Below are 24,681 nucleotides of genomic sequence, written 5' to 3'. Positions count from 1 at the left end.
AGTCATGCCGGTCTACACCGTTCACGCCCCGAAAAGCCTCGGCAACGATGTCCGTGCCGCGCCGGAAAAGGTCGTGTTCGTGCGCGACGGCTTTCACGTCTGGGCTTTCCTGCTCGGTTTCATCTGGCTGATCTATCGCAGGCTGTGGCGGGTGCTGCTCGGCTACATCGTGGTGCAGATCGGGGCCGAGATCATGCTGCGTCTCGCGCATGCTTCCAGCTTCGCGCATTTCGTGGTGATGCTGGTGATCGCGCTGTTCCTGGGCAGCGAAGCAGGCTCGCTGCGCCGCTGGACGCTGTCGCGCCGCAAGTGGCAGCAGATTGGTCTTGTCGCGGCGGATGACGAGGAAGCCGCCGAGCGGCGGTTCTTCGAGCAAATTTCGCAGGATGGCTTTGCCTATCCCGCAAAGACATCCTCCGTCGTCCCGATGCCACGCTCGTCCATCGTCGCGCAGGACGCGGCGGGATTCTTTCCGATGCCGGATGGTTCACGGTGAGCGTCGCTCTGATCGATTACGGTTCCGGCAACCTGCACTCGGCGGCGAAGGCTTTCGAGCGGGCCGCGCGTGCGCTTGAATTGCCGGAGAAGGTCGTCGTCACCCGCGATCCGGAAACGGTCTATCGTGCGGATCGTATTGTTCTCCCCGGCGTTGGTGCTTTCGCCGATTGCCGCAAGGGGCTCGATGCGCTCGACGGCATGGTCGATGCGATGACGGAAGCGGTGCGCAGCAAGGCGCGGCCGTTCTTCGGTATCTGCGTCGGCATGCAGTTGATGGCGACACAGGGCAAGGAGCATGTCACCACGCCGGGCCTCGACTGGATTTCCGGCGATGTCGAAAAAATCGCGCCACGGGATGAGAGCCTGAAGATCCCGCACATGGGCTGGAACACGCTCGACCTTATCCGCGAACATCCGGTGCTGGAAAACTTGCCGCTCGGCGACAAGGGCCGCCACGCCTATTTCGTGCACTCCTATCACCTCAACGCCACGAGCGAGGGCGATGTGATCGCGCGCGCTGATTACGGCGGGCCGCTCACCGCGATCGTCGCCAAGGACACCATGTTCGGCACGCAGTTTCATCCCGAGAAGAGCCAGCGTTTCGGGCTCGCTCTGATCGCCAATTTTCTGAAGTGGAAGCCGTGATCCTTTTTCCCGCCATCGATCTGAAGAACGGCCAGTGCGTGCGCCTGCAGCAGGGCGACATGGCGCGCGCCACCGTGTTCAACCTCGATCCGGCCGCGCAGGCGGCGACGTTCGAGCGGCAGGGTTTCGCGTATCTGCATATCGTCGATCTCGACGGCGCGTTCGCGGGCAAGCCGCAGAACGCTCAGGCGGTCGAGGCGATCCTGAAGGTCGTGAAAATGCCGGTGCAGCTTGGCGGGGGCATTCGCGACATGGCCACTCTTGAGGCCTGGCTCGGCAAGGGTATCGCGCGCGTGATCATCGGTACCGCGGCGGTGCGTGATCCTTCCTTTGTGAAGGAAGCTGCGAAAAAATATCCCGGCCGCGTCGCGGTCGGGCTCGACGCGCGCGATGGCAAGGTCGCGGTGGAGGGTTGGGCGGAAACCTCGACCGTCACCGCGCTCGAGATCGCGCAGCGGTTCGAGGATGCGGGCGTTGCCGCGATCATCTTCACCGACATTGCGCGCGATGGCCTGCTCAAGGGCCTCAACCTCGATGCGACGATTGCGCTCGCGGAAGCCATTTCAATTCCGGTGATTGCCTCCGGCGGTCTCGCTTCGATTGATGACGTGAAGGCTTTGCTCACGCCGCGCGCCAAAAAGCTTGAAGGCGCGATTTCCGGCCGTGCGCTTTATGACGGGCGGATCGATCCGGCAGAGGCGTTGGCGTTGATCGCGGCAGCAAAGGCGGCCTAGATGTTCAAGGCCCGCGTCATTCCCTGTCTCGACGTCAAGGACGGCCGTGTCGTCAAGGGCGTCAACTTCGTCGATCTGCGCGACGCCGGCGATCCGGTGGAAGCGGCGATCGCCTATGACGCGGCGGGTGCGGACGAGCTTTGCTTTCTCGACATTACCGCGACGCATGAGAACCGTGGCACAATTCTCGACGTCGTGAAGCGCACGGCGGAAGCCTGCTTCATGCCGGTGACCGTCGGCGGCGGCGTGCGCACGGTGGATGACATCCGTACGCTGCTCAATCACGGCGCCGATAAAGTGTCGATCAATTCCGCCGCCGTCAGCCGTCGCGAATTCGTAAAAGAGGCAGCGGAGAAGTTCGGCAATCAATGCATCGTGGTCGCCATCGACGCCAAGCGCGTGCCGCGCGCGGGCAATTCCGACCGCTGGGAAATCTTCACCCATGGCGGGCGCAAGGCGACCGGCATCGACGCCATCGAATACGCGCAGGAAGTGGTTTCGCTTGGTGCTGGCGAAATCCTGCTGACCTCGATGGACCGCGATGGCACGCGGCAGGGCTTCGATATTCCGCTGACACGGCAGATCGCCGACAGCATTTCCGTGCCGGTGATTGCCTCGGGCGGCGTCGGCAATCTCGATCATCTGGTGGAAGGCGTCCGCTCGGGTCACGCCACCGCCGTGCTCGCCGCTTCGATTTTCCATTTTGGTGAGTTCACCATCCGGCAGGCCAAGGAGCACATGGCTCGCGCCGGGCTGCCGATGCGGCTTGACCCATGAGCGCCGTCGGGTCTTTGCTAGGATGGCAGACGGTAAAATGAGATTGGCTGGCCGGTCGGACACCGGGAAAGCCCCAGGGATAATGCGATGAGCGGTTTCACCATTCACGATCTGGCTGGCGTCATTGATGCCCGCGCCGCCTCCAGCGGAGACGTGTCCTATACGCGCAAGCTCTTGGACAAGGGGCCCGAGCACTGCGCCAAGAAGCTCGGCGAGGAGGCGATCGAGGTGGTGATCGCGTCGGTCGAGAGTGGCGGTACGCGCGAACATATCGTGGCGGAGAGCGCCGATCTGCTTTTCCATCTTCTGGTGCTGCTGAAGTCGCGCGGCATCGCGCTGTCCGAAGTCGAGGCTGAGCTTGCCCGCCGCACACAGATGTCGGGGCTGGAAGAAAAGGCGTCGCGCAAGCCGGACCGATAAGGCTGAGTGAAGCGCGCCAAACTTGTTTGCGTATCCGTCGCGGCTCGCCGTTCCGGAATGAGAGAGAAAAGAGACCGGGGCCATGACGACGGGGGCCGAACTACAGAAATACGATCCTTATCGGTCGTTCACGCGCGCGCAATGGGCGAAACTGCGTGACGATACGCCGATGACGTTGAAGGCGGCGGAGATCGAGCGGATGCACTCGATGCTCGACCGCCTCGACATCAAGGAGGTCGAGGAAATCTACCTGCCGCTGTCGCGGTTGTTGTCCTATTACGTCAGCTCGGCCCAGCGGCTGTTCGAATCCGAACGCCGCTTCCTGCGCATCCGCGATCGCAAGATGCCCTACATTATCGGCGTTGCGGGCTCGGTTGCGGTCGGCAAGTCCACCACCTCTCGTGTGCTGCAGGCGCTGCTGGCGCGCTGGTCGCCGAAGCCGAAGGTCGATCTCATCACCACCGACGGCTTCCTTCATTCCAACGCGTATCTTGAGCGCGAAGGCTTGATGGACAAGAAGGGCTTTCCCGAAAGCTACAATCTCGGCGCGCTGCTGGCGTTTTTGTCCGACATCAAGGCCGGCCGTCCCAACGTGCGCGCGCCGGTCTATTCGCATCTGACTTATGACATCGTGCCGAATAAGACCGTCGAGATCGACCAGCCGGACATCCTGATCGTCGAGGGACTGAATGTGCTGCAGACCGGCCGGCTGCCCGCCGACGGCCAAGCGATTCCGTTCGTGTCCGACTTCTTCGACTTCTCGGTGTTTATCGATGCCGACGAGGACATGCTCCGCGAGTGGTACGTCACGCGCTTCCTGAGGTTGCGCGACACCGCGTTCAACGATCCGCGATCCTATTTCCACCGCTACGCGGGACTGAACGACGAGGAGGCGCGCAAGAAGGCGCTCTCGATCTGGAATACGATCAACCGCGTCAACCTGCATGAAAACGTGTTGCCGACACGGCCGCGCGCGACGCTGATCCTCAAGAAGGGCAGCGATCATGTGGTGGAGAAAGTCTCGCTGCGGCGGCTTTAAGCCTCAGGCCGCGTGACGGCTCGCATCCATGCCGAAATGGCCGATGTAGCGCGAGGCGATCGCGGCGACCGGCATCACCACCAGCACGTCGGTGGTGCCGAACTGATGGTCGATCACGGCGCCGTCGCCGATAAAGGCGCCGAGCCGCAGATAACCCTTGATCAACGGCGGCAGTTCGCGCAACGCCGCCTTGGCGTCGATCGCATCCTTCGCCATCCGGTTCATCGCGACATAGCGCGAAGCATGCGCCCGCGCGCGCCATTCCTCGGGTGCTGCCGCATAGTGATGCAGGAACGACAGCGGCAGCGCCAGACGGTTCGGATCGGTGCCGGGCAGGCTCGCGCAGCCGATCATCACATCCATGCGGTGGCGGCGGACATAGGTCCAGATGCCGTGCCACAACAATTCCACCGTGCGCTTGGTGCGATAGGGCGGCAGTACGCAGGAGCGGCCGAGTTCAAGAAAGCGCAGCCCCGCATGGCGTTCCATCAAAGCGGAGATGTCGAATTCCTCGTCGGTGTAGAAGCCGCCATGGGGCCGCGCGATCTCCTGGCGCAGCAGGCGATAGGTGCCGACCACCTGCTGTTTGCCGCGCCGCGTCAGCGGCGCGTCGTGATCGATAACAAGGACATGGTCGCAGATCTTGTCGAACATATCCTTGTCACGTCGGGCCAGCAGCGTCGGTGCATCCGCGATCGCGGTGCCGTCCCGGTAGAAAACCTTGTAGCGCAGTTTCTGTGCGCGCTTGATGTCGTCCCGCGATGTGGCGAGCCGGACCTCAAGCGAGCCGAGGCGCCCGAGCGTATCGAAGTGTGGTGCCGCGAAATCGGGGCGGAGGATGTCGATGCCGCGGCGGGCGGGTTTCAGCCAGTTCGCAGCGGCGAGCGCCGCAGTGCGCGCGAGTTCAGGCTTGAACCAGTTTTGGACCGCGCCGGGTATCAACCCGGCATCATTGTCGCCACGCATCCTTCTTCCCCGCGACGCTTCGAATCGGTCAGAAGCGGTTTCGCGGCGGATTAAGCACGCCTAGCCCAATGGTTTTATGACAGCGGCGGGCAAGTCCGCATGCGACGTTTCGATGACGTTTCAGGCCGCGAGATGCGCGGGTGATATATCGCTTAGCGCCTGCGCAAGTTTCTCGCGATCCAGCGGCTTGACGAGGAAGCCGTCCATTCCCGCCTCGAAGCAGGCATAGCGATCCTCGACCAGCGTGTTGGCGGTCAGCGCCAGGATTTTCGTGCGCGACAGGCCGCGCTCTGATTCGCGGGCGCGGATCATCCGCGTCGCCGCGATGCCGCTCATCTCGGGCATCTGTACGTCCATCAGCACGACGTCGTAACGCGCGCCCGCCGTCTCAGCCGCGATCCAGGATTCCAGCGCCTCGCGGCCGTTGATGCAGATCACCGGCTGATGGCCGAGCTTGGTCAGCAGCGAGCGCATCAGCAGCGCGTTGATCTCGTTGTCCTCGGCGACGAGAATCGAAAGTTTCTTGGCCGCTGCAGGCGTGCGGGTCACGTCGGAATCGTCCGGCAGCTCCGGCGCAAGCGGTGCTTCCGGCAAGAGCCGCGCCGCCAGCGAGGCCGCGCGCACCGGCTTGACGAGATAGCCTGTGAAGGCCGCCATTTCGGCGGGCCGCAGATCGTGGCGCTCCGCGGGCGTGAACATCGCAAGGCGGTGTGTGGCGTGGGGGATCGCGCGTTCGCCGAAAGCCTGCACGGCGTCTGCGCCCAGGGCATGATCGATGATCACGGCGTGCCAGGCGCGCTCGGGCAGCAGCGCTTCGGCGACGGTGAGATCGGATGTTTCGCAGGTCTGTGCGCCCCAGCGCCCGAGCCGCCGCGTCACCAGCGATGCGCCGATTGTCTGCGGCATCACCACCATCACCGCCTTGCCGGTGAGGTCCGGCGTGCGCCATGTGGTTATCGCCGAAGTGTCGGAAGCCTGCAATGGAATCGAGACCTCGAACGTCGTGCCTTCGCCGGGCACGCTTTCCAGCGCGATGCGGCCGCCCATCCGGCGCACGATGCGTTCGCTGATGGCGAGGCCGAGCCCCGAGCCGCCATATTGGCGGGCGATGTGTTCGTCGGCCTGCTCGAATTCGCGGAAAATCCGTTGCTGCGCATCCGGCGCGATGCCGATGCCGGTATCGCGCACCATGAAGCTGATTTCGTTCGGCCAGATTCCCGGTTCGACGATCAAGGCGACCCCGCCGCGCGAGGTGAACTTCACGGCGTTGCTGGCGAGGTTCAGCAGCACCTGCCGCAGCCGCGCTGCATCACCCGCCACTTCGAGCGGCAGGCGTTCGTCGATATAGCAGGCAATCTCGATCTGCCGTGCCTGTGCGCGCGGCGCCAGCAATTCGGTGATCTCCTCGATCATGCCGGCGAGATGGAAGGGGCGATGTTCGAGATCGATCTTGCCCGCCTCGATCTTGGAGAAATCCAGTAGCTCCTCGACGAGAGACATCAGCGCTTCACCAGAGGTCTTCACCGCCTTGGCGTAGGCGGCCTGCTCGGGGTTGAGCGGGGTGTCGAGCAGCAAGGTGCTCATGCCGAGAATGCCGTTGAGCGGCGTGCGGATTTCGTGCGAGGCGACCGCGAGGAATTTCGACTTGGCGCGGTTGGCCGAGACCGCATGATCGCGGGCAAGGCCGAGTGCGTGCTCGCTCTCGGTGCGGTCGGTGACGTCGCGGCCGACGCACTGGAATTCCGCGGGCTCGTTGGCATGAGGGCGGACGAGAGTCTCGCGCCAGGCGATCCAGCGCGGGCCGAACGCGGTCTGCGCTTTCTGGTCGTGGATGCGGGTGCCGCCCGGCTCGGTGGCGTCGTCGCCCTGTTCGATCACTGGCAGAAGATAGGGGGTGCCGATCAGCTCCGCGCGCGGCTTGCCGGCATAGGCGCAGAAGGTATCGTTGACGAAAGTGAGACGCTGGCTCGCGTCGCGCAGCACGACAAGATCGCTTTGCGATTCGAACAGGCTGCGTGCGCGCTCTTCGGCTTCCTTCAGTTCCCAGTTGCGGTCGATCAGCGCTTCGTTGTGAAGCGCGACTTTGCGCATGCTCTTCTTCAGCCAGCGCATCCGCATGCTCAAGGTGGCGAGCGCGAGGCAGGCGAGCGCGAACAGAAAACTGATGCCGACAGCGAACGTCTGCGGGTCGTAATTCGCCGATGGCGAGAGGCTGCCGCGCACGAAGCCGTAACCGCCGCCGAAAGTCGCAGAGAAGATCAGGAATGAGCGGATGGCGCTCGCGATCCGGCGGTGGCGGCGGGAGAATCTACGCAGCCGCGCTTTCAAACGCTTCATCCCGCCCATCGCAGTGTTCATGGCAGCATCCCCGTTTTGTCACCCCGATCACCCGGTGAAAGACTGCCGCTCCTCCCTTGCGAATGGCTTGAGGCGGCAGACTCCCGCTACGCGAGATGAGAAGATGGCTAATGAAGTCTTAAAGCTGGGACAGGACCAGCTTGCCGGGGCGCGGCGCGGCTCCGACCAGAAGAGCTGCGGCATCACGGACCGAGATCTTGGCCGAGTTCACGTAGAGGCGATAATCGCCGGGCTGTTCCGACAGATAGATGACCGGATCGGATGATTTTTCATGGGCTGCGATGGTGACGTAACGCGTCGCCGCCGTGATCGGGCAGCCCTTCCGTGTTGGTGCGGCATCATCGGAGGCGTCGACATCGTCGGCCACCGTGAAATCCGCAAGCTCGGGGCGGTCGACAAGCTGCACGCGCACGGTGGCGCGGCTTGCATCGTCGGTGAAGGAGACATGCTGCGGTGACTGCCATGGCCCGGTGGCGAGCTGCACGGAGGAACGGCCGAGCGCGATACAGGGCTGCGAGGCGGAGGTGAACTGCCCGCCAGCCAGAATGCCGACGGCAAGAAGGGGAATGGCTGACGCCAGCATCCGGAAGTGCAACATGACGCTACTCAACGCTTACAAAACAACAGGCCGGACTGCGGCCATGGTTGGCAAACTGTAAAGAGCGATCGTTACTTTCGCGTTATCAGGCGGCGCGCTGCAGATCTTCGGCCAGCATGCGGTACGACAACGCTTCGGCGAGATGCACGCGGCCGATTTTGTCCGCGCCGTCGAGGTCGGCGAGCGTGCGCGCCACCCGCAGCACGCGATGATAGCCGCGCGCGGACAACCGCATGCTATCGGCGGCTTCGCGCAGCAGCGTGCTACCCTGTGTATCGAGCGTCGCGATCTCCTCCAGCACGGACGCGGGCGCTTCCGAATTGGTGCGGATGTGCGGCAGGCCGAGCGCCGCATAGCGCTTGAGTTGAATGTCGCGCGCGGCGGCGACGCGGGCCGCGACCTCGCGCGATCCCTCCGTAGGCGGCGGCAAAATCAGATCGGCGGCGGTCACCGCAGGCACTTCGATGCGCAGATCGATGCGGTCGAGCAGCGGCCCCGACAGACGTGCCTGATAATCGGCGCTGCAACGATCGACGCGCCCGCGCTTGCAGGAATAACCCGGCTCATAGGCATGGCCGCAGCGGCACGGATTCATTGCCGCCACCAGCATGAAGCGGGCGGGATAGGTCAGGCGATGATTGGCGCGCGACACCGAGACTTCGCCGTTTTCCAGCGGCTGACGCAGCGAGTCGAGCACGCGCGCGTCGAATTCCGGCAGCTCGTCGAGAAACAGCACGCCGTGATGGGCGAGCGAAATCTCGCCGGGCTTCGCGCGCATGCCGCCGCCGGTGAGGGCTGCCATGCTCGCGGAGTGATGCGGCGTGCGAAATGGCCGTTTTGAGGTCAGCGCGCCGCCGTTGATCTGTCCGGCGACGGAAGCGATCATCGAAATTTCCAGAAGCTCGGATGGCGACAGCGGCGGCAGGATCGAGGGCAGACGCGCGGCGAGCATCGACTTGCCCGCACCGGCGGCACCGATCATCAGGAGATGATGCCCGCCCGCGGCGGCGATTTCGAGTGCACGCTTCGCGCTTTCCTGGCCCTTGATGTCGCGCAGGTCGAGCGTCTCGCTCGCCTGTTCGGCGATTCTGGGTTGGGGCCGCGACAGCACCTGCGTGCCCTTGAAGTGGTTGGCGATCTGGATCAGCGAGGCGGCGGCGATGATCTCAAGCTCGGGGCTCGCCCACGCGGCTTCCGCGCCGCAGGCCGCAGGGCAGATCAGGCCATGGTCGCGCGCATTGGCGCCGATCGCGGCGGGCAGTACGCCCGCGACCGGCGCGATTGAGCCGTCGAGGCCGAGCTCGCCGAGCACGGTAAAATCCGACAATGCGTCGGCGGGGATCGCGCCGATTGCCGCCATCAGGCCGAGTGCAATGGGAAGGTCGTAATGGCTGCCTTCCTTCGGCAGGTCGGCGGGGGCGAGATTGACGGTGATGCGGCGCGCGGGCAGCGCAAGGCCCGAGGCGATCAGCGCCGCGCGGACCCGCTCGCGGGCTTCGGAGACGGCCTTGTCCGGCAGCCCGACGATGGAGAAAGCGGGCAGCCCCGGCGCGACCTGAACCTGCACATCGACGGCGCTCGCCTCGATGCCCTCAAACGCCATGGTGGAGACGTGCTGAACCATCAGAAGCCCACCTCGCCGGGACTAGCTGGTGGAACTCTACCCTTTTGGTAGATCAGTGCAAGAACATTAAAAGAACAAATGTGGATTGTGTGACCTAAAAGGCTCAGGTCAGGGCAGGCGCCAGAGTCACATTCCCTGCCGCGAGGTTCGGCACCTTGGGCCGCAGTTTCAGCCCAAAGACGTGCGGAAAGCGCATCAGCTCGATATCGAAATCGGCGGCGGGAATCGGGATCGCCTCACTGGCAGCCTTGGGGCCATAGAGCCGGCCCCAGACGTCGATCCTGGCGAATTGCGGCACCTGGGAGAGGCGCAGATTGCCGATGCTGCCGGTGAAGTTCAGCATCTCGCGAGCGCGATCATTCATCATGATGACCCAGCCATCCTTGGTGTGGCCGACATCGTTGGCAATCGGGCAGGCCACCACCATGGCGTCCGGCGCGGTCTTGAAAAGCTGGTCGTAGACTTCCCGGTGATGATCGATCAGTTCCGAATAGACCACGATGCAGACGGCGGCGTCGCCGACCGGCACGGGTAGCACCAGGCGCTGCCAGATCTTGCCGTTCTGCGAGGTCGGCAGCGTGTAGCGCAGGCAGGCGGGGATCAGGCTGTCGGCGACCTTGCGATAGACCTGTGCATATTCGCGGCTCATCGGATTGCCGCTGGCCGACAACAGGACCCCGGCGCGGTCGCGGCCGATCGCCTTTTGCACGGCTTCGCCGACATAGGTGTAGACGAAGTCGTCGCCCGCGGTCATCAGGTAAACGAGGTTCTCACGCAGCGGATAACTCGATTCCTCGGTGAGACGCTGCAATGTCAGGTCGCCGGTGGCTTGCAGGGTTTTCCATTTGGCCCACAGGAATTCCATCGCGGCCGTCGTGAGCTCGCGCGGAATCGATGTGCCGCTGAAAACCTCGAGGGACATAAATCAACAATCTGCAATTGAAGACGACGCCGCTTACCAGCAATAAACCCAAGGTAAAGGCGGGCAACAATCTGGCAGATGATTATCAGTAATTCCTTAAAGGGGGATCGAAAAAACCTATCGTCGCCGGGCCTCGATGGCATTCCAGATATGGGCGGCGATGTCCGGCCCGCCGAGATTGGCGATGGCGCGGATACCGGTGGGCGAGGTGACGTTGATCTCGGTGAGATGGCCGTCGATCACGTCAAGGCCCACGAACAGCAGGCCTTTTTCCTTCAGGCTGGGGCCGACGCGCTCGCAGATCTCGCGCTCGCGGGGGGTGAGGTCGGTCGCCTTCGCGGCACCGCCGCGCACCATGTTCGAGCGTAGGTCATCCGGCGCCGGGACGCGGTTGATGGCGCCCGCGAATTCGCCGTCCACGAGGATGATGCGCTTGTCGCCTGCCTTCACGCCGGGCAGGAATTTCTGCACCACCCACGGCTCGCGGAAGGTCACCGAGAACAGGTCGTAGAGCGAACCGAAATTCATGTCCTGCGCGGCGATCCTGAACACGGCCGCACCGCCGTGGCCGTAGAGCGGCTTGAACACCACGTCGCCATGCTCCTTGCGGAACAGCTCGATCTCCTCCTTGTCGCGCGAAATCAGCGTCGGCGTCATCAGGTCGGAAAATTCCATCACGAAGATTTTTTCCGGCGCATCGCGCACGCTCGTGGGATCGTTCACCACCAGCGTCTTGGGATGGATGCGCTCGAGCAGATGCGTGGTGGTGACGTAGGCGAGATCGAACGGCGGGTCCTGCCGCAACAGCACCACGTCGAAGGATTGCATGTTGGTGCGTTTGGCTTCGCCGAGCGTGAAATGATTGCCGGGTTCGTCGCGCACCTGAAGCGGCTGCACGAAGGCCACCACATCCTTGCCTGACAGCGAGAGACGCTCGGGCGTGTAATAGAATAATTCGTGCCCGCGCTTCTGCGCTTCCAGCAACATCGCGAAGGTCGAATCGCCGCGCACGTTGATGCGCGCGATCGGGTCCATCTGAACGGCAACTTTCAAGGTCATGGTCGGTCCGGCTGTGGGATGAATCGATAATCAGAAAGAGGAAGTCTCGAACGCTGCTTCCAGATGGCGCGGAAGCCGCCTCGGCGCAATCAATATCACGTCGAAACGGCAGTCCAGATTTGCATGGTCGGGATGCGCGGCGAGCCAGAGCGAGGCTGCGGCGGCGATGCGCTGCTGCTGGCGCGGCGTGACGCTATAGGCGGCATCGTCGAGCGTGTTGCGCGCCTTCACCTCGACGAACGCCAGCGTTGCGCGCCGCTTTGCCACCACGTCGATCTCGCCATGCGGCGTGCGGTAGCGCCGCGCCAGGACGCGGTAGCCTTTTGCACTGAGATAGAGACAAGCGCGCCGCTCGGCGGACAGGCCGGTCTGAAATGCGGTGACGCGCTCGGCTGCAGGATTGTCGGGCGGCGCGCTCATTCGGGCTCATCCTTGTGAGCCAGCGCCAGCGCGCGCGCATAAACCTCGCGGCGCGGATGGCCCGACAGTTCGACCGCGGCGGCAACCGCATCCTTGACGCTGCCATGCGCAAGCTGCTCGCGCAAAAGCGCGTCGAGCTGATCCTCGCTCATGCGTCCGGTGTCTTCCGAGGGCGGGCCGATCACCAGCACGAATTCGCCGCGCGTTTCCAGTTGGGCAGCCTGCGCGTCGACATCTGCAAGCGAGAAGCGGCGGATATCCTCGTGCAGCTTGGTCATCTCGCGGCAGATCGCGATATCGCGGGCCCCAAGAATGTCGGCGAGATCGCGCAAAGAGTCCTGCACCCGCGCGCCGGATTCGAACAGCACCAGTGTGACGCCGATCCGCGCCAGCTCGGTGATGCGGTTGCGGCGCGCGCCTTCCTTGGCGGGCAGGAAGCCCTCGAAGAAGAAACGGTCGGTCGGCAATGCCGCGACCGACAGCGCTGCGAGAATTGAGGAAGGGCCCGGCAGCGCGTGAACCGCGAAGCCCACGGCGCAGGCCTCGCGCACCAGCTTGAAGCCAGGATCGGAAATCAGCGGCGTGCCGGCATCCGACACCAGCGTGACCGACTCCCCTTGCGCGAGGCGCGCGAGAATCTTCGGCCGCATCGCTGCCGCGTTGTGCTCGTGATAGGGCGACAGCGGCACGGTGATGCCGTAGCGGTCCAGGAGCTTGCGGGTGACGCGGGTGTCCTCGCAGCAGATCACGTCGCTGCCCGCCAGTGTCTCCAGCGCGCGCAGCGTGATGTCGCCGAGATTGCCGATCGGCGTGGCGGCGAGATACAGTCCCGGTGGCGCTTTCGGAACGATGATGGCGTGCCCCGCCACCAGAATCTGTCGCGAAACGGCGGTGGTGTCGGTATCCGGGCGGGGGGACGGGCGAGACATGAGGTCAGTGTAGCCTGTCCGCGCGGAATCGTCTTGCTGCACGCGCAAGGAATGAACGATCCAGACTTCAGAATTTCAAAAGCTTCAGAATCCAAAGCTTAGAATTCCAAAGGCTTGGAAATTCGCAGGGGTCACAAATTCTTCGTTTTCCCGTATGGTGGTCGCCAAGAAGTCTGAATTTGGCTCCAGATCGGTCCGTCATGGTGTCCGGGCCGATCAAGGAGCCGGTCTGAAAGAGAATTGATGACGGTCCCGACCCATCCTTCAAAATCCAGCCTCCTGACCACCCGCCGCAGCGCTGTCGGGCTGATCCTCGGTGCGCCGCTGCTCGCCGGATGCGCGGGCATGTCCGGGCTGACAGGCACCGATCAGCCGCCGCCGGGCCCTTCGGGCCCGCAGCAGGAAGCGATTGCCGTCGGCAAGGGGCAGGTCAAGGTCGGGCTGATTCTGCCTTTGTCGGGCGCGGGCAATGCGGGCATCGCCGGCAATTCGATGAAGAATGCCGCCGAGATGGCACTGGCGGAATTCCAGAATCCCGACATCCAGCTTCTCATCAAGGACGATGCCGGTACCCCGCAAGGCGCGCAAACCGCCGCGCAACAGGCGCTGGGCGAAGGCGCGGAGATCATTCTCGGGCCGCTGTTCGGGCTTTCGGTCGCGGGCGTGGCGCAGCAGGCGCGGTCGCGCAACATTCCGGTGATCGCGTTTTCCACCGACGCCAGCGTTGCCGGGCAGGGCGTCTATCTGTTGAGCTTCCTGCCGGAATCCGACGTCAACCGCATCACCGATTATTCCACCAGCACCGGCAAGCGCTCCTTCGCGGCGCTGTTGCCGGAGAATGCCTACGGCAACGTTGTCGAGGCCGCGTTCAAGCAGGCGGTGGCGCGCAAGGGCGCGCGCATGATCGCTTTTGAAAAGTACACGAGCGATCCGAATCAGGTGCAGACCGCCGTACGCAACGTCGCGCAGGCGCTGGGCGGCGCAGACGCGCTGCTGCTCGCCGATGACGGCGACGTGCTGGTCCAACTGTCATCGCAACTTGCCGGTGCGGGTGCGGATCTCAAGCGCGTGCAACTGCTCGGCACCGGGCTGTGGGACAACCCGAAAGTATTCGCCGATCAGCATCTGCAGGGCGGCTATTACGCGGCTCCCGATCCGTCCGGCTATCGCGCCTTCGCCAAGCGCTATCGCGGCAAATACGGGCAGGACCCGGTGCGCACCGCGACGCTGGCCTATGATGCGGTGGCGCTGGTGGCGGCGCTGTCGCGCGTGAATTCCGGCGGCGGGCCGCGCTTCTCGGCCGAAGTGCTCACGAATGTGTCGGGATTCACCGGCATCGACGGGCTGTTTCGCTTTCGTCCCAATGGCACCAACGAGCGCGGTCTCGCCGTGCTGCGCGTGGCGGCGAGCGGTGGACAGATTGCGTCGGCCTCGCCGAAAAGTTTCGGGGCGTAATTTTTCGGATTACGCCGCGAGGTCGGCGACCACGGCATCGAGCAGAGGAAAGCCGTCCTGCGTCACGCGCAGTCGCCCGCTCTCGTCCATCACGATGGCGCCGTCTTCCTTGAGCGCGGCGATGCGGTGTGGATCGAGCGGGCGTCCGGCGAGTGCCGCATAGCGCTTCGGATCGATGCCTTCCGCAAGGCGCAGGCCCATCAGCAGAAATTCATCGGCGCGCTGTTCGCTGTCGAGCAAATCTTCGGTCGCGATGCCGTGGCCGTCTTCCTCCACGCGCGTGAGCCATGCTTCCGGCCGCTTGTCGGTTGCGGTCGCGTGACGGATGCCGCCGATATCGAGCCGCCCATGCGCGCCGGGGCCGATACCGGCATATTCCTGGCCCCGCCAGTAGACGAGATTGTGGCGGCACTCCGCGCCGGGCCGCGCGTGATTGGAAATCTCGTAAGAAGGCAGGCCATGCGCGGCGCAGACCTCCTGCGTCACGTCGTAGAGTTGGCGCGCGAGGTCCTCGTCAGGTGTTTTCAATTTGCCCGCGCGGTGCAGGCCGAAGAACGGCGTGCCTTCCTCGATGGTCAATTGATACAGCGACAGATGTTCGGCGGCTTCCGAGATTGCCACTTTAAGTTCGCGCGTCCATGCGTCCGCGCTCTGGTCTGGGCGCGCGTAGATCAGGTCGAACGAATAGCGGTCGAACGAACGGCGCGCGATGGCGACCGCATCGAGCGCCTCGCGGGCACTGTGCATGCGGCCCAGCGCTTTCAGCGAAGCGTCGTCGAGCGCCTGCACGCCAAGCGAAACGCGGTTGACGCCCGCTGCGCGATAACCCGCAAAGCGCGTCGCCTCGACGCTGGTGGGGTTGGCTTCAAGCGTGACCTCGACGCCCTTATCGACATTCCAGTGCTGTCCGATGGCATCGAGCACCGCGCCGACCGTCTGCGGTTTCATCAGCGACGGCGTACCGCCGCCGAGGAAAATCGACGTTACCGTGCGGCCGGGCGTGCGCGCCGCCGTGGTAGCGATCTCGCGCGCGAAAGCGCGCGCAAAACGCTCCTCGTCGATCGCGGTGTGGCGGACGTGGCTGTTGAAATCGCAATACGGACATTTCGACAGGCAGAACGGCCAGTGCACATAAACGCCAAAGGCATTTTGCGCGTCAGCGGGCAAGGCAGATCTCCGCAAGCTTCACGAAGGCCTTCGCGCGATGCGACAGGCCCAAGCCGAGTGGCGGCAGGCCGTGCTTCTCGATGCTTGTCATCTCGCCGAAGGTACGCCCATGGCCGTCCGGGAGGAAGGCTGGATCGTAGCCGAAACCGGCGTCGCCGCGCGGCGGCCAGACCATCGCGCCGTTGACGCGCTCCTCGACTTCCTCGAGATGCCCGTCAGGCCACGCCACGCACAGCGCGGAGACGAAATGCGCCTTGCGCTGCGCCGGGGCGGTCGCGCCGCGCTCCTGCAACAGCCGCTCGATCTGCGCCATCGCCGCCATGAAATCCTTCGATGGTCCCGCCCAGCGCGCCGAATAGATTCCCGGCTGGCTGTCGAGCGCATCGACGCACAGGCCGGAATCGTCGGCAAAGGCTGGCAGGCCGGTTGCGTTCGCCGCAGCTTCCGCCTTGATGCGCGCATTGGCGGCAAACGTGGTGCCGGTTTCTTCCGGCTCGGGCAGATTCAATTCGCCTGCCGATACGGCCTCGATGCCGTAAGGCGCGAGCAGTTCGCGCATCTCGGCGAGCTTGCCGGAATTGTGGGTGGCGATGACGAGGCGGCCGGTGATGTGGCGGTGATTGGGCATTACGCCATCGCGATCTTCTGCAATTCCACGAGACGGCCGACGCCGCTTTGCGCCAGCGCCATCAGTTTGAGGAATTCATCCTGCGAGAACGGCGTGCGCTCCGCAGTGCCCTGCACCTCGACGAGGCGGCCGTCACCGGTCATGACGAAATTCGCGTCCGTCTCGGCTTCCGAATCCTCGGCATAGTCAAGGTCGAGCACCGGGGTGCCGTTGTGAATGCCGCACGAGATCGCGGCGACGTTGTCACGCAGCACATTGTCGTTCTTGAGCATGTTGCGCGCCTTCATCCATTGCAGGCAGTCGGCGAGCGCGACCCATGCGCCGGTGATGGACGCGGTGCGGGTGCCGCCATCGGCCTGGATCACGTCGCAGTCGACGGTGATCTGGCGTTCGCCAAGGGCGACGAGATCGACGGTGGTGCGCAGCGAGCGGCCGATCAGGCGCTGGATTTCCACGGTGCGCCCGCTCTGCTTGCCGGCCGAAGCCTCGCGGCGGACCCGGTCATGGGTGGCGCGCGGCAGCATGCCGTATTCGGCGGTGACCCAGCCTCGGCCCTGGCCCTTGAGCCATGGCGGCAGCCGCTCCTCCAGCGTCGCGGTGACGAGCACATGGGTGTCGCCGAATTTCACCATGCAGGAACCTTCGGCGTATTTTACCACGCCGCGCTCGAGTGAGACGGGGCGCAGTTCGTCGGGCGCGCGGCCGCTGGGACGCATGTTTTTCTCCAAAAGCAGGAAATGATCTTGTGAATGATCTTAAGAACGATCTTGGGCTGCTTTTAGGGGCGCCCGCCGCGCGCGGCAAGGCCGAACAGGCGGTGCAAGGGGGGGTGCAAGGTGCTTGTCAGCCGCGCGCGGCGGGAACACATTAAGCCTTGAACTGATAAGTTCTTGGATTGATGTCTCCACAGGAGCAAAGGTTGTCTCACCACGATCCGAAAGGCTCGCTGATTACCCCGAGCGCGGCGCTGTCCCAGCTCAACGAGCGTTCCCGCGATATTTTTCGGCAAATTGTCGAGAATTATCTCGCCACCGGCGAGCCGGTCGGTTCGCGCAACATCTCGCGAATGATCTCGGTCCCGCTGTCGCCTGCTTCCGTGCGCAACGTGATGGCGGACCTCGAACATCTCGGCCTGATTTACGCGCCGCATACGTCCGCAGGACGGCTGCCGACCGAGCTTGGGTTACGCTTTTTCGTCGATGCGCTGATGCAGGTCGGCGACCTGACCGAGGACGAGCGGCAATCGATCCAGGCGCAGTTGGCCGCCATCGGCAAGCAGCAATCGATCGAAGCCACGCTGAGCGATGCGATGACGCGCCTGTCGGGCCTCACGCGCGCCGCCGCCGTGGTGCTGACGGGCAAATCGAACACGCGGCTCAAACATATCGAGTTCGTGCGGCTGGAGCCCGAGCAGGCGCTCGTCGTGCTGGTCGCCGAAGACGGCCAGATCGAAAACCGTATTCTCGCGTTGCCGCCGGGCGTGCCGTCCTCGGCGCTGGTGGAAGCCTCGAACTTCCTCAACGCCCGCATCCGTGGCCGCACATTGAGCGAGGCGCGCGCCGATCTGGAAGCGGCATTGGCGCAGAGCCGCAACGAGCTAGATCAGCTCACGCAGAAGATCATTTCCGCCGGCGTCGCATCATGGTCGGGCGGCTCAAACGACGAGCGCCGTTTGATCGTGCGCGGCCATGCCAATCTGCTCGAAGACCTTCACGCCATGGAGGATCTGGAGCGGGTACGGCTGTTGTTCGACGACCTGGAGACCAAGAAGGGCGTCGCCGACCTGCTCGGCCTTGCGGAACGCGGCGACGGCGTGCGGATTTTCATCGGCTCGGAAAACAAGCTGTTTTCGCTGTCGGGCTCCTCGACCATCACCGCGCCCTATCGCGACAGTTCCGGCCGCATCGTCGGCGTGCTCGGCGTGATCGGCCCGACGCGGCTGAACTACGCGCGCGTCATCCCGATGGTGGATTATGCGGCGCGCATCGTCAGCCAGATGCTCGGCAAATAGGTATTTTGGGCGGGCGTCCGCGCTTGATTTTTGGCGGCCAAACGACGATATGCCAGCCGTACACCCTTAATCAGACAGTGGAAGCGTGATGACCGATAACGACGGCCGGAAGGAATTTTCTGAAGCGGCGGAGAACGCGGGCAGCAAGCCCGGCGAACCGCGCGTCTCCAAGCCGTACATCATGCCCGACGACCCGGAGGAGACGCCCTCCGAGGCGCTCGTCAAGGAAGCCGCTGAAGCCAAGGACAAGATGCTCCGCACGCTGGCGGAGATGGAGAATCTGCGCAAGCGCACCCAGCGCGAGGTCGCGGACGCGCGCGCCTACGGCATCGCCGGTTTCGCGCGCGATATTCTGGAAATCGCCGACAATCTGCAGCGCGCGCTCGACGCGGTGCCTGCGGAAGCGCGTGCCACGGCGGATGCAGGCCTTACGGCGCTGATCGAAGGCGTCGAGTTGACCGAGCGCTCGCTGCATCGTTCGCTCGAGAAGAACGGCGTCAAGAAGTTCGATCCGATGGGCGAGAAGTTCGATCCGAATGTGCATCAGGCGATGTACGAGGTTCCGGATAATTCGGTTGCGCCCGGCACCGTCGTGCAGGTGATCCAGACCGGCTACATGATCGGCGACCGGATGCTCCGTCCGGCACTGGTCGGGGTCTCTAAGGCCGAGCCCAAACCCGCCAACTGATCGAAGCGTTCCGACTCTTACTTTGCGCTGATGCCGTCGCGGACGGTGCGGAAGCGCGTGAACGCCTCCGACCACTCGGACTGCGGGGCGCTGGCGACAATGCGCAGAGTCGCGGAGCCTGAGCCGAAGCGCAGCCACTGCACCACCCGCACCGGCGTGTTATTCTTGCCGGTGACCCCTTCGATGCGAGTCTCGAAGCCGGGGCTGCCGTCGATCCGCAGCGGCTCGTTGTTGGTCATCTTGACGTCGCGCAGGCCCGCGATGTTGGCGGCGAGATCGCGCGCGAAGCGGCCGCGATCTTCCACCTGAGTGGGTCCACCCTGCATGATGCCGACCATAATGTAGGCGGAGCTGTCGAGCTTGGCATCGTCGCCGCCATCGCTGAGCAGCACCGCCGAGCGCGGTGCGATGGTGCGCACATGCTTGAAGCCCGCGAGATCGCCGAGCTTGAAGTTGAGCTGGGACAGTTGCTCCTCGACCGGAATTTCGGCGCGCGTCACCGTGCTCGCGAGCATCTTGCGGATATTGGCCTCGGAATAGGCGTCGCCCGCGTCGCCGCGCACCTGCACGATGACGTAGCCGGTGAATTTGTTGCCTGGCAGCAGCAGCGTGTAGTTCGACACCTCGGTGTCGCCGTCCTTGCCGGTTTCAGTCAGCAGATAACCCTGCCGCGCGGTGGTGGAGAAGGCTTGCGGCTTTGGTGAGCCCGCCGGCGTGGAGTTGTTCTTCAGCGCGGTCTCGACGGCCGTGAACGCGGCCTCCGGGATTTCCGATAGGCCGACCCGCACCTTCTGGTCGGAGCTGATGAAGCCGGAAAACTGGGTCGAGGCCGCAAGTCCCTCCAGCGGCACGAGGCCGACGCGGACTCCCGCCGGGAAAACGGCTTCGGCGGCGCGCGCGGGGAGGGCCAGAACGAGGAGAGCAGGGAGCGCCAGCACCGCCCGGCGGAGGGTCATGGAAAGGGTCATCATCGCTAAGCTCCCTGACGCGCGATTGAGGCGGATCGATGGATGGGGGGTTCGATAGCAGCTTCCAGGATGCGCCGACAGGCCCGGCGCGCCGTTCCCGGAATGGCCTCTCCGGGATGTTAACCGGTGAAAACAAATGCCGCCGAATAACGGCTTTCACCCCCTTCGGTCCTTGCGGCCCCTACCGCCCCTCCTATATGAGGCGGAGCGTCGCAGAGCGGCGCGCTTGGATTCTCAGGGGGTTGGGTGCGGTGCGCCGTCAGGGCCCGGCCAATCCGCCGCAAAAGAAGGATAGAGGGACAATGGGAAAGGTCATTGGGATCGATCTCGGCACCACCAATTCGTGCGTTGCCGTCATGGATGGCAAATCGCCGAAAGTTATCGAGAACGCGGAAGGCATGCGGACGACCCCGTCCATCGTCGCCTTCACCAATGACGGCGAGCGCCTCGTCGGTCAGCCGGCCAAGCGCCAGGCCGTCACCAATCCGGAAAATACGATTTTCGCCGTGAAGCGCCTGATCGGCCGCCGCTACGACGATCCGACCGTCGAAAAGGACAAGAAGCTCGTCCCCTACAAGATCATGAAGGCATCGAACGGCGACGCCTGGGTCGAGGCTTCGGGCCAGACCTACTCGCCTTCGCAGGTTTCCGCTTTCATCCTTCAGAAGATGAAAGAGACCGCTGAAGCCCATCTCGGCCAGAAGGTCGATCAGGCGGTCATCACTGTTCCCGCATATTTCAACGATGCCCAGCGTCAGGCCACCAAGGACGCCGGCAAGATCGCCGGCCTCGAAGTGCTGCGCATCATCAACGAGCCGACCGCTGCAGCGCTCGCCTACGGCCTCGACAAGTCGAAGCAGGGCACCATCGCGGTGTACGACCTCGGCGGCGGCACGTTCGACGTGTCGATCCTTGAGATCGGCGACGGCGTGTTTGAGGTGAAGTCGACCAACGGCGACACCTTCCTCGGCGGCGAAGATTTCGACATGCGCCTCGTCGGCTATCTCGCCGACGAATTCCAGAAGGAGCAGGGTATCAACCTGCGCAACGACAAGCTCGCTCTGCAGCGCCTGAAGGAAGCTGCGGAAAAAGCCAAGATCGAGCTGTCCTCGACGACGCAGACCGAAGTTAACCTGCCGTTCATCACGGCGGATGCGACCGGCCCGAAGCATCTGACCATGAAGCTCACCCGCGCCAAGTTCGAGGCGCTGGTCGACGATCTCGTGCAGAAGACGATCGAACCCTGTCGCAAGGCGCTGAAGGATGCCGGTCTTTCGGCTGGCGAAGTCGGCGAGGTGGTTCTGGTCGGCGGCATGACCCGCATGCCGAAGATCCAGGAGATCGTGAAGCAGTTCTTCGGCAAGGAGCCGCACAAGGGCGTCAACCCGGATGAAGTCGTCGCCATCGGCGCGGCCATTCAGGCAGGCGTGCTGCAGGGCGACGTCAAGGACGTGCTGCTGCTCGACGTGACCCCGCTTTCGCTCGGCATCGAAACGCTGGGCGGCGTGTTCACGCGCATCATCGAGCGCAACACTACGATCCCGACCAAGAAGAGCCAGGTGTTCTCGACAGCCGAGGACAATCAGGGCGCCGTGACGATCCGCGTCTTCCAGGGCGAACGCGAAATGGCCGCGGACAACAAGGCGCTCGGCCAGTTCGACCTGATGGGTATTCCGCCGGCGCCGCGCGGCATGCCGCAGATCGAGGTCACCTTCGACATCGACGCCAACGGCATCGTCAACGTCTCGGCCAAGGACAAGGCGACCGGCAAGGAACAGCAGATTCGCATCCAGGCGTCGGGCGGGTTGTCGGAATCCGAGATCGAGAAGATGGTCAAGGATGCCGAGGCGAACGCCGCCGAGGACAAGAAGCGCCGCGAGGCGGTCGACGCCAAGAACCATGCCGACGCGCTGGTGCATTCCACCGAGAAGGCGCTGGCCGAGCATGGCGGCAAGGTGTCCGAAGGCGACCGCAAGGCGATCGAGGATGCGCTGGCCGATCTGAAGGAAGCCCTGAAGGGCGACGATTCGGAAGCCATCAAGGCGAAGTCCAACACGCTGGCGCAGGCTTCGATGAAGCTCGGCGAGGCGATGTATCAGCAGCAGGCCGAAGCCGATGCCAAGGCCGACGCGGCGAAGGACGCCGCCCACGATGATGTTGTCGATGCGGAGTTCACCGAAGTCGACGACGACAAGACCAACAAGAAGTCAGCGTAAGCGCTTCACGGAAAACCTCCCCCTTGCGGGGAGGTTTTTGCAGGGAGAGTTCCTGTTCTCAGGTTTCTCAGACTCAGATACCCATGCATTTGATCGCTCATGGCTAAGACTTGCTACTACGAGACCCTGGAAGTCGATCGCACGGTCGATGAGGCTGGTCTCAAGACCGCATTCCGCAAGCTCGCGATGAAATGGCACCCGGACAAGAATCCGGGCGATCCTGCGTGTGAGCACAAGTTCAAGGAAATCTCCGAAGCCTACGAGATTCTCAAGGACGGCCAGAAGCGCGCCGCCTACGACCGCTACGGCCATGCCGCGTTCGAGCAGGGCATGGGCGGCGGTGGCCACGGCTTCGGCGCGGGCTTTGCCTCATCCTTCTCCGATATTTTTGAAGACCTGTTCGGCATGGCCGGGCGCGGCAGGGGTGGTGGCCGCGAGCGCGGCGCCGACCTGCGCTACAATATGGAAATCACGCTCGAGGAGGCCTTCCTCGGCAAGACCGCGCAGATCAACATTCCGGTCGCGGTGGCCTGCGAGGCCTGTTCGGGTTCGGGCGCCAAGCCCGGCACCAAGCCGAAAGTCTGCGCGACCTGCGGCGGTGCCGGCCGCGTGCGGCAGGCGCAGGGCTTCTTCACGCTGGAGCGGACCTGCCCAAGTTGCCATGGCCGAGGCCAGAGCATCGACACGCCGTGCCCGTCCTGTTCGGGTCAGGGCCGCGTCCAGAAAGACCGCTCGCTGTCGGTGAATATTCCCGCCGGCGTCGAGGACGGCACCCGCATCCGCCTCTCCGGCGAGGGCGAGGCGGGTGTGCAGGGCGGCCCGGCGGGCGACCTCTATATTTTCCTGTCCGTCGGCTCGCATCAGCTTTTCCAGCGGGACGGCGCCGATCTGCATTGCCGGGTGCCGATTTCGATGGTGACCGCGGCCATCGGCGGCGAGTTCGAGGTTCCTGCGATCGACAGCACCAAGGCCCGAGTCAAGGTTCCCTCCGGCACCCAGTCCGGCCGCCGGTTCCGCATCGCTGGCAAGGGGATGCCGGTGCTTCGCTCGCGCCAGACGGGCGACATGTACGTCCAGGTTGTGGTCGAAACGCCACAGAATCTGACCAAAAAGCAGAAGGAATTGCTGGCGGAGTTCGAAAAACTGTCGTCCGGTGAAACCCAACCCGAGGCTGCGGGTTTCTTCAAAATGGTCAAGGACTTCTTCGGCAACAGGGCGGGTACGGCCTGAGCCGGAACTTGACCGTTCTGGCCTGTCTCCTGTACGTCTTTATGAAGAAAATTTGAAAAAGCCCGGGCTCGTCGGGCTCCCCGCTGGTACCCCCGCCATGGCTGCAGAGTCCGCGCGCGTTCTCAAAAAACCTCTCCGTCTCGACGATGAGGTTCGTTTCCTTCGCTCCTGGATTGAAAAGCCGCTGCACATGGGCGCGGTGATGCCATCGGGCAGGATGCTCGCGCGCACGATGGCGAGCTACGTCGACAAACATTCCGAGGCGCCTGTCATCGAACTTGGTCCGGGCACCGGCGCGATCACCGACGCGCTGGTGGCGCATGGCATCGAACAGAAACGTCTCGTCCTCGTCGAGTTCAATCCCGGTTTCTGCGCGCTGTTGCGTGAACGCTATCCGCAGGCGACCGTGGTGCAGGGCGATGCCTATCAGCTCGACAAGACGCTCGCTGCGATCGTACAGCCAGCGAGCGCGGTGGTGTCGGGCCTGCCGCTCGTCACCAAGCCGATGCTGACGCGGCTGCGGCTGATGCGCGAAGCCTTCATGAAGCTGATCCCCGGCGCGCCCTTCGTGCAGTTTACTTATTCCGTCGCGCCGCCGATTCCGAAATCGTTGCCGGGCGTGCTGACGCAGGCCTCCGAGCGGATCTGGATGAATGTGCCGCCGGCCCGCGTCTGGGTCTATCGCAAGGCATGAGGCCGCGCCCGCGCTCCGCTCGGCTTTTCCTCTCTGTCAAAACACTTTAGGGCTGCGCATATGGCAGCCGTCAAAATTCTCGTCATTCCGGGCTCGGTTCGCGAAAGCGCGGCTGATGTGCGTCTCGCCGCCGCCATCGTCAAGGAGATCGCGCTCAGCGATCACGAGGCGACGCGAATCTCGCTCGCGGACTTTATGCTGCCGCTGCATGAGGATTTGGGCAATGGCGAAACGCCGCCCGCCGCGCTCGATCTCAAGCGCATGATCGGCGCGCATCATGCGGTGATGCTGGTGACGCCGGAACGTCATGCGCTGCCGCCGCCGCTGTTGCTCAACGCGATGAGCTGGCTTGCGTCGGTGCGGGAGCGCAATGAATCGCCGTTGCAGGCATTTCGCGGCAAGCCGTTCGCCATCGCCTCCGTCTCGGACCGCAATGACGGCATCTACGCCGCGCTGACGCTACGCCAGATGCTGACGGCGGGCTTCAATGCGGATGTGATCGCGCCGCAATTGATCGTGGCGCGCGGCGTTGAGGCTTTCGACCGGATGGACCGCTTGCAGGACGATAACGAATTTGCCGCGATGCAGAACCTGGTGCGGGCGTTGATCGACGCCGCGCAACGCATGATGTGAGG

At 64.0% G+C, this 24,681-nt stretch carries 25 protein-coding genes; 13 read left to right on the top strand and 12 right to left on the bottom strand.

The features are described from left to right. Positions 1-4 precede the first annotated feature (4 nt). From AC1RNA_RS04220 to coaA, 6 genes are all read left to right on the top strand, one after another. A complete protein-coding gene (locus AC1RNA_RS04220) occupies positions 5-496 on the top strand; it encodes a DUF2628 domain-containing protein (RefSeq protein ID WP_492950361.1) in 492 nt (163 codons plus the stop codon). Next, on the top strand, positions 493-1,143 hold the full coding sequence (gene hisH, locus AC1RNA_RS04215; protein WP_492950360.1) for an imidazole glycerol phosphate synthase subunit HisH: 651 nt from the start codon (positions 493-495) through the stop codon (positions 1,141-1,143). Before AC1RNA_RS04220 ends, hisH begins: the two co-directional genes overlap by 4 nt. Next, entirely contained in the window at positions 1,140-1,877 is a 738-nt protein-coding gene (gene hisA, locus AC1RNA_RS04210; RefSeq protein WP_048758010.1) for a 1-(5-phosphoribosyl)-5-[(5-phosphoribosylamino)methylideneamino]imidazole-4-carboxamide isomerase, read from the top strand. Before hisH ends, hisA begins: the two co-directional genes overlap by 4 nt. Next, a complete protein-coding gene (gene hisF, locus AC1RNA_RS04205) occupies positions 1,878-2,654 on the top strand; it encodes an imidazole glycerol phosphate synthase subunit HisF (protein ID WP_009338622.1) in 777 nt (258 codons plus the stop codon). It begins immediately after the preceding gene. 87 nt (positions 2,655-2,741) lie between these two features. Next, positions 2,742-3,074 carry a phosphoribosyl-ATP diphosphatase gene (locus AC1RNA_RS04200; protein WP_009338623.1) on the top strand — a complete coding sequence of 111 codons (333 nt, stop codon included), beginning with the start codon at positions 2,742-2,744 and terminating at the stop codon, positions 3,072-3,074. Between the two features lie 82 nt (positions 3,075-3,156). Beyond that, positions 3,157-4,113 carry a type I pantothenate kinase gene (coaA, locus tag AC1RNA_RS04195; RefSeq protein WP_009338624.1) on the top strand — a complete coding sequence of 319 codons (957 nt, stop codon included), beginning with the start codon at positions 3,157-3,159 and terminating at the stop codon, positions 4,111-4,113. 3 nt (positions 4,114-4,116) lie between these two features. On the opposite strand, the gene olsB is transcribed toward coaA, so the two are convergent. The 8 genes from olsB to rsmI all read right to left on the bottom strand — a co-directional run bounded on the left by olsB (position 4,117) and on the right by rsmI (position 12,989). Beyond that, the gene (gene olsB, locus AC1RNA_RS04190) at positions 4,117-5,079 is read right to left on the bottom strand and encodes a l-ornithine N(alpha)-acyltransferase (RefSeq protein ID WP_492950359.1); all 963 of its coding nucleotides are present in this window, start codon (positions 5,077-5,079) and stop codon (positions 4,117-4,119) included. 120 nt (positions 5,080-5,199) lie between these two features. Continuing rightward, the gene (locus AC1RNA_RS04185) at positions 5,200-7,437 is read right to left on the bottom strand and encodes an ATP-binding protein (RefSeq protein ID WP_492950358.1); all 2,238 of its coding nucleotides are present in this window, start codon (positions 7,435-7,437) and stop codon (positions 5,200-5,202) included. 118 nt (positions 7,438-7,555) lie between these two features. Beyond that, positions 7,556-8,035, bottom strand: coding sequence for a hypothetical protein (locus tag AC1RNA_RS04180; protein ID WP_009338627.1), 480 nt, complete (start codon positions 8,033-8,035; stop codon positions 7,556-7,558). A gap of 85 nt (positions 8,036-8,120) precedes the next feature. Continuing rightward, on the bottom strand, positions 8,121-9,659 hold the full coding sequence (locus tag AC1RNA_RS04175; RefSeq protein WP_492950357.1) for a YifB family Mg chelatase-like AAA ATPase: 1,539 nt from the start codon (positions 9,657-9,659) through the stop codon (positions 8,121-8,123). Positions 9,660-9,762: 103 nt separating this feature from the next. After that, a complete protein-coding gene (locus AC1RNA_RS04170; protein WP_492950356.1) occupies positions 9,763-10,581 on the bottom strand; it encodes a hypothetical protein in 819 nt (272 codons plus the stop codon). Between the two features lie 117 nt (positions 10,582-10,698). Then, entirely contained in the window at positions 10,699-11,640 is a 942-nt protein-coding gene (gene gshB, locus AC1RNA_RS04165) for a glutathione synthase (RefSeq protein ID WP_492950355.1), read from the bottom strand. Between the two features lie 30 nt (positions 11,641-11,670). Beyond that, positions 11,671-12,060 carry a YraN family protein gene (locus AC1RNA_RS04160; RefSeq protein ID WP_492950354.1) on the bottom strand — a complete coding sequence of 130 codons (390 nt, stop codon included), beginning with the start codon at positions 12,058-12,060 and terminating at the stop codon, positions 11,671-11,673. Beyond that, on the bottom strand, positions 12,057-12,989 hold the full coding sequence (gene rsmI, locus AC1RNA_RS04155) for a 16S rRNA (cytidine(1402)-2'-O)-methyltransferase (RefSeq protein ID WP_492950353.1): 933 nt from the start codon (positions 12,987-12,989) through the stop codon (positions 12,057-12,059). The genes AC1RNA_RS04160 and rsmI overlap by 4 nt, the downstream gene beginning before the upstream one ends. Before the next feature lie 243 nt (positions 12,990-13,232). Here rsmI and AC1RNA_RS04150 point away from each other — a divergent pair, with 243 nt between their 5' ends. Further along, the gene (locus AC1RNA_RS04150) at positions 13,233-14,444 is read left to right on the top strand and encodes a penicillin-binding protein activator (protein WP_009338666.1); all 1,212 of its coding nucleotides are present in this window, start codon (positions 13,233-13,235) and stop codon (positions 14,442-14,444) included. Between the two features lie 9 nt (positions 14,445-14,453). Here AC1RNA_RS04150 and hemW read toward each other — a convergent pair whose 3' ends face one another. Genes hemW through rph form a run of 3 tightly spaced genes read right to left on the bottom strand, consistent with a single transcriptional unit; the run spans position 14,454 to position 16,955 of the window. Further along, positions 14,454-15,611 carry a radical SAM family heme chaperone HemW gene (hemW, locus tag AC1RNA_RS04145; RefSeq protein WP_009338667.1) on the bottom strand — a complete coding sequence of 386 codons (1,158 nt, stop codon included), beginning with the start codon at positions 15,609-15,611 and terminating at the stop codon, positions 14,454-14,456. Then, a complete protein-coding gene (rdgB, locus tag AC1RNA_RS04140; RefSeq protein WP_492950352.1) occupies positions 15,601-16,239 on the bottom strand; it encodes an RdgB/HAM1 family non-canonical purine NTP pyrophosphatase in 639 nt (212 codons plus the stop codon). The genes hemW and rdgB overlap by 11 nt, the downstream gene beginning before the upstream one ends. Beyond that, positions 16,239-16,955 (bottom strand): ribonuclease PH, encoded by a 717-nt coding sequence (rph, locus tag AC1RNA_RS04135; protein WP_009338669.1) that lies wholly within the window; start codon positions 16,953-16,955, stop codon positions 16,239-16,241. The genes rdgB and rph overlap by 1 nt, the downstream gene beginning before the upstream one ends. Positions 16,956-17,158: 203 nt before the next feature. Between rph and hrcA the strand changes: the two genes are divergently transcribed. Together hrcA and grpE are read left to right on the top strand one after the other, a co-directional pair. Further along, positions 17,159-18,250, top strand: coding sequence for a heat-inducible transcriptional repressor HrcA (gene hrcA, locus AC1RNA_RS04130; protein WP_492950351.1), 1,092 nt, complete (start codon positions 17,159-17,161; stop codon positions 18,248-18,250). An 88-nt stretch (positions 18,251-18,338) separates the two neighbouring features. Continuing rightward, a complete protein-coding gene (gene grpE / locus AC1RNA_RS04125) occupies positions 18,339-18,938 on the top strand; it encodes a nucleotide exchange factor GrpE (RefSeq protein WP_009338671.1) in 600 nt (199 codons plus the stop codon). 17 nt (positions 18,939-18,955) lie between these two features. Here grpE and AC1RNA_RS04120 read toward each other — a convergent pair whose 3' ends face one another. Then, positions 18,956-19,909 (bottom strand): hypothetical protein, encoded by a 954-nt coding sequence (locus AC1RNA_RS04120; protein WP_492950350.1) that lies wholly within the window; start codon positions 19,907-19,909, stop codon positions 18,956-18,958. Positions 19,910-20,208: 299 nt separating this feature from the next. On the opposite strand from AC1RNA_RS04120, the gene dnaK reads away from it, so the two are divergent. From dnaK to AC1RNA_RS04100, 4 genes are all read left to right on the top strand, one after another. Further along, on the top strand, positions 20,209-22,122 hold the full coding sequence (gene dnaK / locus AC1RNA_RS04115) for a molecular chaperone DnaK (RefSeq protein ID WP_040297911.1): 1,914 nt from the start codon (positions 20,209-20,211) through the stop codon (positions 22,120-22,122). 99 nt (positions 22,123-22,221) lie between these two features. Further along, positions 22,222-23,352, top strand: coding sequence for a molecular chaperone DnaJ (dnaJ, locus tag AC1RNA_RS04110; RefSeq protein ID WP_009338674.1), 1,131 nt, complete (start codon positions 22,222-22,224; stop codon positions 23,350-23,352). Positions 23,353-23,449: 97 nt separating this feature from the next. Beyond that, entirely contained in the window at positions 23,450-24,046 is a 597-nt protein-coding gene (locus AC1RNA_RS04105) for a class I SAM-dependent methyltransferase (protein ID WP_492950349.1), read from the top strand. A 60-nt stretch (positions 24,047-24,106) separates the two neighbouring features. Continuing rightward, the gene (locus AC1RNA_RS04100; RefSeq protein ID WP_492950348.1) at positions 24,107-24,679 is read left to right on the top strand and encodes an NADPH-dependent FMN reductase; all 573 of its coding nucleotides are present in this window, start codon (positions 24,107-24,109) and stop codon (positions 24,677-24,679) included. Positions 24,680-24,681: the final 2 nt, after the last annotated feature.

This window comes from Afipia sp. GW821-FHT14H12, assembly GCF_058803465.1.
Note: the sequence above shows the minus strand (reverse complement) of the source record. Positions and strands in the feature narration are given on the sequence as shown.

Coding starts and splice junctions, on each gene's coding strand:
- dnaJ (WP_009338674.1), top strand. CDS start 22,222: ATGGCTAAGACTTGCTACTACGAGACCCTGGAAGTCGATCGCACGGTC.
- AC1RNA_RS04200 (WP_009338623.1), top strand. CDS start 2,742: ATGAGCGGTTTCACCATTCACGATCTGGCTGGCGTCATTGATGCCCGC.
- grpE (WP_009338671.1), top strand. CDS start 18,339: ATGACCGATAACGACGGCCGGAAGGAATTTTCTGAAGCGGCGGAGAAC.
- AC1RNA_RS04220 (WP_492950361.1), top strand. CDS start 5: ATGCCGGTCTACACCGTTCACGCCCCGAAAAGCCTCGGCAACGATGTC.
- rsmI (WP_492950353.1), bottom strand. CDS start 12,989: ATGTCTCGCCCGTCCCCCCGCCCGGATACCGACACCACCGCCGTTTCG.
- AC1RNA_RS04185 (WP_492950358.1), bottom strand. CDS start 7,437: ATGAACACTGCGATGGGCGGGATGAAGCGTTTGAAAGCGCGGCTGCGT.
- AC1RNA_RS04175 (WP_492950357.1), bottom strand. CDS start 9,659: ATGGTTCAGCACGTCTCCACCATGGCGTTTGAGGGCATCGAGGCGAGC.
- AC1RNA_RS04160 (WP_492950354.1), bottom strand. CDS start 12,060: ATGAGCGCGCCGCCCGACAATCCTGCAGCCGAGCGCGTCACCGCATTT.
- AC1RNA_RS04170 (WP_492950356.1), bottom strand. CDS start 10,581: ATGTCCCTCGAGGTTTTCAGCGGCACATCGATTCCGCGCGAGCTCACG.
- AC1RNA_RS04150 (WP_009338666.1), top strand. CDS start 13,233: ATGACGGTCCCGACCCATCCTTCAAAATCCAGCCTCCTGACCACCCGC.
- AC1RNA_RS04120 (WP_492950350.1), bottom strand. CDS start 19,909: ATGATGACCCTTTCCATGACCCTCCGCCGGGCGGTGCTGGCGCTCCCT.
- rph (WP_009338669.1), bottom strand. CDS start 16,955: ATGCGTCCCAGCGGCCGCGCGCCCGACGAACTGCGCCCCGTCTCACTC.
- olsB (WP_492950359.1), bottom strand. CDS start 5,079: ATGCGTGGCGACAATGATGCCGGGTTGATACCCGGCGCGGTCCAAAAC.
- AC1RNA_RS04100 (WP_492950348.1), top strand. CDS start 24,107: ATGGCAGCCGTCAAAATTCTCGTCATTCCGGGCTCGGTTCGCGAAAGC.
- AC1RNA_RS04180 (WP_009338627.1), bottom strand. CDS start 8,035: ATGTTGCACTTCCGGATGCTGGCGTCAGCCATTCCCCTTCTTGCCGTC.
- rdgB (WP_492950352.1), bottom strand. CDS start 16,239: ATGCCCAATCACCGCCACATCACCGGCCGCCTCGTCATCGCCACCCAC.
- coaA (WP_009338624.1), top strand. CDS start 3,157: ATGACGACGGGGGCCGAACTACAGAAATACGATCCTTATCGGTCGTTC.
- hisF (WP_009338622.1), top strand. CDS start 1,878: ATGTTCAAGGCCCGCGTCATTCCCTGTCTCGACGTCAAGGACGGCCGT.
- gshB (WP_492950355.1), bottom strand. CDS start 11,640: ATGACCTTGAAAGTTGCCGTTCAGATGGACCCGATCGCGCGCATCAAC.
- AC1RNA_RS04105 (WP_492950349.1), top strand. CDS start 23,450: ATGGCTGCAGAGTCCGCGCGCGTTCTCAAAAAACCTCTCCGTCTCGAC.
- dnaK (WP_040297911.1), top strand. CDS start 20,209: ATGGGAAAGGTCATTGGGATCGATCTCGGCACCACCAATTCGTGCGTT.